The 6,365-nt window shown below is 69.5% G+C and carries 6 protein-coding genes; 3 read left to right on the forward strand and 3 right to left on the reverse strand.

All coding sequences use genetic code 11. The annotated features are described in order from the left end of the window. Window positions 1-144 precede the first annotated feature (144 nt). Together ACFZCP_RS35690 and ACFZCP_RS35695 are read left to right on the forward strand one after the other, a co-directional pair. Window positions 145-1,386 (forward strand): serine hydrolase, encoded by a 1,242-nt coding sequence (locus ACFZCP_RS35690; protein WP_391436284.1) that lies wholly within the window; start codon window positions 145-147, stop codon window positions 1,384-1,386. A gap of 147 nt (window positions 1,387-1,533) precedes the next feature. Continuing rightward, entirely contained in the window at window positions 1,534-2,340 is an 807-nt protein-coding gene (locus ACFZCP_RS35695) for an alpha/beta fold hydrolase (protein WP_391436290.1), read from the forward strand. A 130-nt stretch (window positions 2,341-2,470) separates the two neighbouring features. Here the strand turns inward: ACFZCP_RS35695 and ACFZCP_RS35700 are convergent, their stop codons facing one another. Continuing rightward, window positions 2,471-3,169: a hypothetical protein gene (locus tag ACFZCP_RS35700; RefSeq protein ID WP_391436295.1), complete on the reverse strand. Its 699-nt coding sequence runs from the start codon at window positions 3,167-3,169 to the stop codon at window positions 2,471-2,473. A 39-nt stretch (window positions 3,170-3,208) separates the two neighbouring features. Then, window positions 3,209-4,990, reverse strand: a complete 1,782-nt coding sequence (locus ACFZCP_RS35705; RefSeq protein ID WP_391436302.1) for a protein kinase — start codon at window positions 4,988-4,990, stop codon at window positions 3,209-3,211. 469 nt (window positions 4,991-5,459) lie between these two features. Between ACFZCP_RS35705 and ACFZCP_RS35710 the strand changes: the two genes are divergently transcribed. After that, window positions 5,460-5,630, forward strand: coding sequence for a hypothetical protein (locus ACFZCP_RS35710; RefSeq protein WP_391436306.1), 171 nt, complete (start codon window positions 5,460-5,462; stop codon window positions 5,628-5,630). 408 nt (window positions 5,631-6,038) lie between these two features. Here the strand turns inward: ACFZCP_RS35710 and ACFZCP_RS35715 are convergent. Continuing rightward, window positions 6,039-6,365, reverse strand: a 327-nt coding sequence (locus ACFZCP_RS35715; RefSeq protein WP_391436310.1) for a VOC family protein, incomplete at its 5' end; no start/stop codon positions are given.

The following is a 6,365-nucleotide window of genomic DNA, read 5'->3' on the forward strand; positions in this document are numbered from 1 at the left end:
ACGCGTTCATCGGCGAAATCCGCAGCTCGTAGGGGAGCTACGTACACCCCTGATGCGGAGGGCAGCTCCATCCTCTCGCGCTTGCGGAACCGGTTGGCTGGTGATCGTCACCGACCCGGACCTACAGCACCGAGGGAGTCGATCATGCAGATGTCGTCGTCGAAGAAGACCAGCACCGTCGTACTGACCGCAGCGCTTCTCGCGCTGGCCTCACCCATGGCCGCGACCGCCGCCACCACCGGGCCGTCGGCGTCGAGGCACTCCTACGACAAGGACATGCTGCGGCGGGACCTGGCGCGGGTGCGAGAGGCCGGGGGAGGCGATGTGAACGTGCTGGCCAGGGTCGACGGGCCGCACGGCGCGCCGCTCATGGCACGCATCGGCACCCGTACGGCCGACTCCTTGGCCCCGATCCCGTGGAATGCGCACTTCCGCACGGCGAGTACGACGAAGGCGTTCACGGCGACCGTGGTCCTGCAACTCGTGGCGGAGAAACGGCTGTCGCTGGACGACACCGTCGAACACTGGCTGCCGGGGGTCGTCGCGGGCAACGGCAACGACGGCGGCCGCATCACCGTCCGCGACCTGCTGCGCCAGACCAGCGGCCTGTACGACTACATCGACGACCCGGAGATCCAGGACCGGCTGATCAACCACTTCGACGAGTACCGCTACGACACCACGCCCGCGGCCGATCTGGTCGCGGTGGCCATGAAGCACCGGCCGACATTCGTACCCGAGCCGGGTGGGGCCACCCGATGGGCGTACTCCAACACCAACTACCTGCTGGCCGCGATGATCGCCGAAAAGGCCGGCGGCGCGGACTGGAAGGAGCTGGTCGAGCACCGGGTGATCGCCAGGCTGGGCCTGCGGGACACCTCCATTCCCGGGCTCGACCCACACCTGCCCGACCCGCATGTGAACGCGTACCTCGTCGGCGCCGACGGCAAGCGTCTCGACGTCACCGAGCACAGCCTCCAGCACACCGCGGACTCCGGTGTGGTGAGCACCGCCGCCGACCTGAACACCTTCTTCCGCGCCCTGGCCGGTGGGAGGTTGCTGCCCGCCGAGCAGTGGCGTGAGATGCGACAGACCGTCCGGCGGACCGACGACCCGGAGGACGTGGCGGAGATGCCCGAGGGCACCTACGGCCTCGGACTGCGCAAGATCCCGCTTACCTGCGGCGGTTTCTACTACACCCACGAGGGCGACGGGGTCGGTGCCAACACCCGCCCCGCGGTGAGCGCGGACGGCAGGCGCGCGCTGACCGTCTCCCTCACCACAACGACCGCGCTGCCGGACCTGGCCGCCCTCAACCGCGCGACGGGCACCCTCGTCGACCACGCCCTGTGCGCCAAGCCCGCCAAGGTCTCGCCGAACAGCTGATGCTGTGAGTGGAGAGGTCCACCGGGTTGCTGCTCGCTTGTGGGGCCGGGCGGGTGGCTCTCGGCCGAGACGGCCGACTGCTGCCGGCAGCACGGGATGTCGGCAGTCTGTCGGTGCGATGCAGGCGGACAGGTACAAGCTTTGCGGATGACCGAGCTTCTTGCATCATCCGATGACGGCGGGCTCATCACCGCACTCGACGACGGATCCGGGCAGAACCTGTTGGTGGTCCATCCCGGCGGCGGGGATGCGACGACCTGGGACGGCGTCACCGGCCACCTCGTCGACGACTTCCGTGTCGTCAGGATCCGACGACGGATCTACGTTCCCGAAGCAGACATCGCACTACCTCACTCGATGATCGCTGAGGCATCCGACATCGTCGCCGTCGCGGGTCTCCTGGAGCCTCCTGTGCTTCTCGTGGGGCATTCCTCGGGCGCCGTCGCCGCACTGGAAGCCGCATTGCTGGACCCGTCGGCGTTCGCCGGGCTGGTCCTCTACGAACCGCCGCTGCTCACCGCGGAGTTGACCGCCGGGAGGGCGGGCGCACGTGCTCGCGCCGCGTTCGACAGGGGCGATCCGGTCGAGGCGATGCGGATCCATATGCGGGACATCGTCCGCATGCCCGCGAACGTGGTCGATGCCATGTTCGCCGACCGGCAGGTGCGAGCGGCGTTCTCCGTGTACGCGGCGGCACAGATCGCAGACAACGAGGCGATCGACGCACTCGGCGTCGGTGTTGATCGCTTCGCGACGCTCGAAACACCGACGACCCTGGTCGAGGGCGATCTGAGCCCCGCCCACCTGCGCAGACGTCTGGCCGACCTGGCGGCAGCCCTACCCCATGCGCGGATCGTCACGCTCACCGGCCAGGGACACGTCGCCCACCTCACCGCTCCTGACACTCTGGCCGGCACTATCCGGGACATGGCGAGACAGATCCTCCACCCGTAACCGCACCGGGGGGCGCCGCACGGGCGGGCGCCGGACCGAGCGGAGTGCGGCCAGGGCGGTAGCGGTGCCCTTCCGGCGCCGGATGACGGCCCCACATGGTGTCGTCGCCGACGGAGTAGCAGCCATGGGATCAGCGGCAGGTGTACCTGAAGGACGCCGACGCCGTGTGCCGGCTGGGGGACTCGATGACCAGCCTCGCTGTCGCCGTGCTGGTGCCCTTGCCGTGGAAGGTCCACAGCAGGCGGAGCCGGGTCTCGTCCTGCCCCCTGACCAGTCGTTCTTCGCGCGGGCCCGAGGAGGTGCCGTCACTGCGGTTCCACTCGTAGGTGAATGCTCCGGCCGCCCCGTTGGTGCTCACCACCGCGACCACCTGGGCTGTTCCGTCGCATCCGAGGACGCTGCTCGTCCGCGCCGCCACCCGGGTGATCCGCAGGTCCTCCGTCTGCCGCTGCCAGAACAACAGGGCCAGCACGATGGCCAGGACGGCCGTCGCCAGACGGTATCTGCGCAGCCAGTGCAGCCGGCCGCGGGGCTCCTTCCGGCTCCTGCTCTTCGCCGTGCCGCGCCAGACGTCGACGGCGGTGTCCGTCAGCCCCAGGGGCGGGACACCCGGTCCGAAATGCACGACGTCGGACTCGGGCGCGGGCTCGGTGCCGGGTTCGGTACTGGGTTCGGTACTGGTCCAGTGGGCGTCGAGGACGGTCGGGACGTAGGTGGCGTCGTCGACGTCCCTGATGGTCGGTTGCACATCCGGATCCTGCAGGGTCGGCTGCAGGTCCGGATCGGGTAACTCCCACGGCACCACCGGGCGCTCGCCGCGGTCCGTCATCCTCGTCCCTCCGTTCGGCTCGCTGTCACGGACCCCGCGTCAGCCGGGCTCGCCCTCCACGGCCGCCGGAACCCCTTGCCGTGGGGTCACGACTGATGTCGAACCCGAGCCGGTACCGGTACCGCCGCCGGAGTTGCCGGAGTCGGTGCTGCTCTGAGCGGTGGTGCTGTGTGACAGGGTGCTGGCATCGGGGCCCGAGGCCCCCTGCGTACCGGCACTGGTGCCCGAGCTGGTGTCACCGCCGGAGCCCACGACCGTGCCGGTGGCGGTGCCGCCCGCTGATTGGGGATCACCGTCGCCGCCGGCGTGATCGGTACCGGTGTTGTCCGTCCCGCCGTTGCCCTGGCCGGTGTTCCCGTTGTCGTGGGAGTCCGTGTCGCCGTGCTCGGTGTCGTTCGCCGTGCCGGTGTCCCCGTTGGTGTTCTCGCGCGTGTGGTCGGTGTCCTCCTGGGTGCCGGTGTTCTCGTGGCCGTGGTTCTCGGTGTCGCCGTTGGCGTTCCCGTTCTCCGTGCCGGTGTCCCCGTCGGTGTTCGAGCCGGTGTCGCCGTTCCCGGCGCCCTTCTCCGTGTCGGAGCGGGTATCACCCGTGTGCGTCCGGGAGTCCGTGCCGCTGTCCCCGGCCGCACCGCCGGAACCCGAGTCGGAACGGGTGCCGCCATCGGAGGGTGCGATGCCGGCGCCGCCGTCTCCGCGGCCGCCGTTGCCCTGAGTGCCTGAAGCGCCTGCCCCGTCGGAGTCCGTGACCGACCCGGTCGTGCCGCTGTGCTCGCTGCTCGGCCTCTGCGTCGCCGCGCCGGTGTCCTTCCGTGTGTCGAGCCTGGTGACGGCCTGGGTGTGAGTACCGGCGTTCGCTTCGGCCCCGCCCGCCCAGCCGCTGGGCATCAGGGTCAGCAGCCCCGCCACAGCCACGGCGGCCGTGCCGGCGAGCACATCGCCCCGCCTGCGCAGCCGGCGGCGGCGCCGTGCGGTGAGCACGGTGCGGGCCAGTTCGGCCGAGGAGCCCACCAGACGGGCGTCCAGGCGTGAGATCGCCAGCGGTACGAGGGCCGCCGCCACCGCGGCCAGCCGGCTCTGGCCGCGGTCCTCCCAGTCGGGTCCGTACGCGTTCTCGGCCACCCACTCCAGTTCCCGCAGGAAGTCCATGGCGCTCGGGGGCCGCAGCGCCGGGTCCTTGGCCATGCCGTGCCGTACCAGCGCGCGTACCTGTTTCGGTACCCGGTCCATCGGCACCTGCTCGGTCACGTGCTGGCGCTGGAAGTCCCACAGATCCGGCCCCTCGAACGGGCGCACTCCGGTCAGGCACTCGTAGAGGGTGGCGGTCGCCGCGTACACATCGCCGGCCGGGGTGGCGGGCTCCATCTTCCACTGCTCCGGGGGCATGTATGCACAGGTGCCGCGCCGATTGTGGCGGTCGCCGGTGCACGCCGAAATTCCGAAGTCCACCAACTTGGTTCGGCCGTCCCAGTTCACCAGCACGTTTTCGGGCTTGTAGTCGCGGTGCACCACGCCGACACCGTGCGCGGCGGCCAGCCCCAGCAGGGATCCTTTCAGCACGACGAGTGCGGCCTCGGTGCCGGTGGGTCCCTCCTTTTTCAGCAGCGCCCGGAGTGCGGCGCCGTACACCAGTTCCATGACGATGGCTGCGCCCTGCTCGGCTTCGACGTACTCGTAGAGTCGCGTGACATGAGGCGATGTGAGGCCGCTGAGAAGCCGGGCCTCGGTTCGCAGGGCAATGCGAAATTCCGCCTTCGAGCACAGTTCCTCGTTGAGGTACTTGATCGCGACGTTCCGGCCGGTCGCGGCGTGGCGGGCTATCACCACTCGGCCGCTACCGCCTTTGCCCAGCGCCTTCAAATCGACATAGCCGGGGACGGTCCATGAATCGTCACCCCGTTCGGCTTCACACCCGTCGCGATCGGTCACTCCTGCCATAATTCCCCCTGGCGCTCAGTTGTGCCGAGGCTCCCCTGGAGGGGCGCTCGACTGAGATTCTTCCAGCGGAGAGAGATCCAATACAGAAGGAAGTTTCACAGTTCTGCAACCGCCGTCACCGGCGTCGATGCAGGATTCAGCAACAAGAATGGCGTTTGTGCAGCGGATTGGAATTGTGCGGCGGTTGGGGTGATTGCGGAAGCGGTGTACTCCGCGCGCATACGCATATTTCCGTGGCTGCACTGGCGCATGGCTGACGACTACTCCGCCGCGCAGCGCGTGCCGCACGGCATCGAAGGTGACGGCCGGATGGTGGTTCCCGAGCCCGGACCGAACCCGGTGATCGGCCGGGGCGTCGGTGAAGCTCGATCGTCCCGAGTTCGAAGGTGCCACACACGGCAGGCTGGGCGGCGCCGCAGTCCGCGTCTGCGTCCGGGAGGCCGTCCGGAAGTACCTGGGTATCTGGCTGGGGGAACACCCGGAGCGGGGCATGGCCGTCACCGGCAGGATTGCCCGAGGAATCCACTGAGGCCGACCGGCAGGGGCATCCGCTGAGCGCGCTGCTCGGTTCACGCGGTGTGCGGACGGACCGAATGGAGCGCCTGACGGATGTCGCGTAAATGCGCGTTCTCCACCGGTGTCCCGTTCCGGCGCAGCCACTCCTTCATCGTCTGATCGCAGGACGCTCGCGGCTCCACCTTGCTCGCCTCGACCTCCGGGCCGCCGCCGTTCGGTACTCCTCCGGTCCCCGTGGCCGGGGCAGCGTATCCGCCTGTTGCGCGGTCGCCTCAGCGCCAGGTGGTCGCAGTGCCGGAATCGACCGTGCACTGAAGGCCGGCTGAACAGGCTGGTTGCGCCTGACGGGCACATGGTCCTTGACCCGGTGGGCTGATCGATCCCGGCTGCCTCGCACATCCGAAGCAGCCGGGACCCCGCGTCAGGACCGGGCGAGGACGCAGAACTCGTGGCCCTCCGGGTCGGCCATGCACTTCCACGGAACGTCGCCCTGGCCGACGTCGAGGTCGGTGGCACCGAGCGCCCGAAGCCGGGCCACCTCCGCCTCTTGATCGTCACCGGGGTACCGCAACAGGTCAAGATGGACGCGGTCCGGCACGGTCTTCCCGCCGGTGCGCAGGAACTCCAGGTACGGGCCGAGACCCTTGGCGGACCGCAACACCGCATGATCGTCGGTCACTTCGTGCAGGGTCCAGTCCAGCGCCTCGCCCCAGAACCGCGCCATGGCGCGCGGATCCACGCAGTCGAC

Source organism: Streptomyces sp. NPDC007971, from assembly GCF_042958635.1.
Classification (GTDB): domain Bacteria; phylum Actinomycetota; class Actinomycetes; order Streptomycetales; family Streptomycetaceae; genus Streptomyces.